Annotated in this window: 3 protein-coding genes; all 3 read left to right on the top strand. The window is 69.8% G+C overall.

The window, feature by feature from the left end; all coding sequences use genetic code 11:
* Positions 1-237: hypothetical protein (locus DKG74_RS21920; RefSeq protein WP_165837804.1), on the top strand; the 237-nt coding region annotated here is incomplete at its 5' end.
* The gene (locus DKG74_RS21355; protein WP_109908197.1) at positions 237-848 is read left to right on the top strand and encodes a hypothetical protein; all 612 of its coding nucleotides are present in this window, start codon (positions 237-239) and stop codon (positions 846-848) included. The genes DKG74_RS21920 and DKG74_RS21355, both read left to right, overlap by 1 nt.
* 2 nt (positions 849-850) lie before the next feature.
* Positions 851-1,885 (top strand): phage head spike fiber domain-containing protein (locus tag DKG74_RS21350; protein WP_423841708.1); only part of this gene is annotated, 1,035 nt, incomplete at its 3' end.

The following is a 1,885-nucleotide window of genomic DNA, read 5'->3' as shown; positions in this document are numbered from 1 at the left end:
TCGCCCCACCAGACCGGCGCCATCGTCTTCAGCAACGCGGACGCGATCACGCTTCCGGCCTTTGCCGCCTGCCGGACGGGCTGGTGGTGCGAGGTCAAGAACATCCACGGGGTCACGTCCGCCAATGTCTCGATCGTGGCCGGCGATACCATCGACGGCGGCGCCGGGCCTCTCGCCCTCGCGGCGGGGACCTCCAGGCGCATATTCCGCGCGGCGGCGGGCTGGCGGAGCATCTGATGAGGATCCCGGCGGGCCAGGTCATGCATTTCACGGAGGGGCGGCCGCCCGCCGCCGCCGATGATCAGAGCATTGGCGCCTGGCTCGGCTCGCTCTGGCTGGACACGTCGACAGGCCCCGCCACCCCGTGGATATGCCTCTCGGCCGCGCTCGGCGCGGCGTCCTGGCACGACCTGACGCGGACGGCGGCCCTCGCCGGCAAGCAGCCCTTGAGCGCGGTCCTGACCGCCCTGGCGGCCTCCGCCACCGGCCTCGGCTGGGGCGCGCTGGATCTGGTCCGCCATCATCAATTGGGCAGTGCGGCCTATCTGGCGGCCGAGACCCTGCGCCTCGGCCCGGTGATCGAGATCAACGCGAGCCTCGTTCTGTCTTCGGCCGACTGCCTCAAGACCATCATCGTCACGGCCGGCAGCATCACCGTGACGCTCCCCCCCGCCGCCGCGCTGCGCGATCCCTGGCGGGTCACCGTCAAGCGGTCGGGGGCCACGGCCCTCACCATCGCGCGATCCGCAGGCGACACCATCAACCGGGTGGCCGCCGATCTCACCGTCGCGGCCGAGACCGCCGTCACGCTCGTCTGTTCGAGCCCGACCAACTTCGAGGTGATCTGACCATGCCCATGCCCCCCGCCGTCCACCTTGAGTTCGTGCATTCGGCGCTGATCGACCCGCGCCTGAGCTTCACCCGGGCCTCCACCGGCACCTATATCGACCGGGATGGCGTGCTCAAGACCGCCCAGGTCAACGAGCCCCGCATCGGGTATGACCCGCTGACGCGCGAGCGGCGCGGCCTGCTGATCGAGGGTGCCCGCACCAACCTCGCCTTGCGGTCGGAAGCGCTCGATAACGCGGCTTGGACCAAATCCGCGTGTACGGTGACGGCCAACGCGGCCGCCGCGCCCCAGGGCACAATGATCGCCGACAAACTGGTCGAGGCTGCGTCCGCTGTCCGTCACTACTGCGGGCAAAATATCGCCTTTACGGCGGGTCAGGACTACTGCTGGTCGGTCGATCTTTCCCGTGGCGAGCGCCGCAGGGCGCGAGTGAGGCTGCCAACAGCGCAGTTCGGGGGATACACTTACGTTGATGTGGATCTGGTTCTCGGCAGCCTCGTCGCAACCGGCGCGGGCGCAATCCGGGGGGGCTGCCAGGCCCGGGGCGCGGGCTGGTACCGCGTCTGGGTGGTCGGCACCTGCGCAAGCGCGGGAAGCGGCACCGTCGAGGTCGAGATCCTCGACGATTCATCGACCTCGGCGTTCATGGGCGACGGCCTGTCCGGCCTTTATGCCGTCAATGCGCAGGCCGAGATTGGCGCCTATCCGACTTCGTACATCCCGACGGTCGCAGCGACCGCCACCCGCGCCGCCGAAATCGTCACTTATCCCTTCGCCGGCCTGTTCTATAACCCCGCCGCCGCGGGCCTCGTCGCCGAGTGGGCGGCGGATCACCCCTATCCGTCGCAGTCAGGCGTATCGCAGTCGTATTTCGTCGCCGCCCTCTGCGACGGCACCGCCGCCAATACGGTGCGGGCGATGGTCGACACCGGCGGCCTCCCGCGCGTTGTGATGCGCTCGGCCGGCTCGACGGTCGCCCAGCTCACGGGCGCAGCCCTCTCTGGCGGCGGGATCGGCAAGGTCGCCGGCGGCTTT

Origin of the sequence: Zavarzinia aquatilis (genome assembly GCF_003173035.1) — a bacterium.
Taxonomy (GTDB): Bacteria; Pseudomonadota; Alphaproteobacteria; order Zavarziniales; family Zavarziniaceae; genus Zavarzinia; species Zavarzinia aquatilis.
This window is presented reverse-complemented; position numbering and strand designations above follow the sequence as displayed.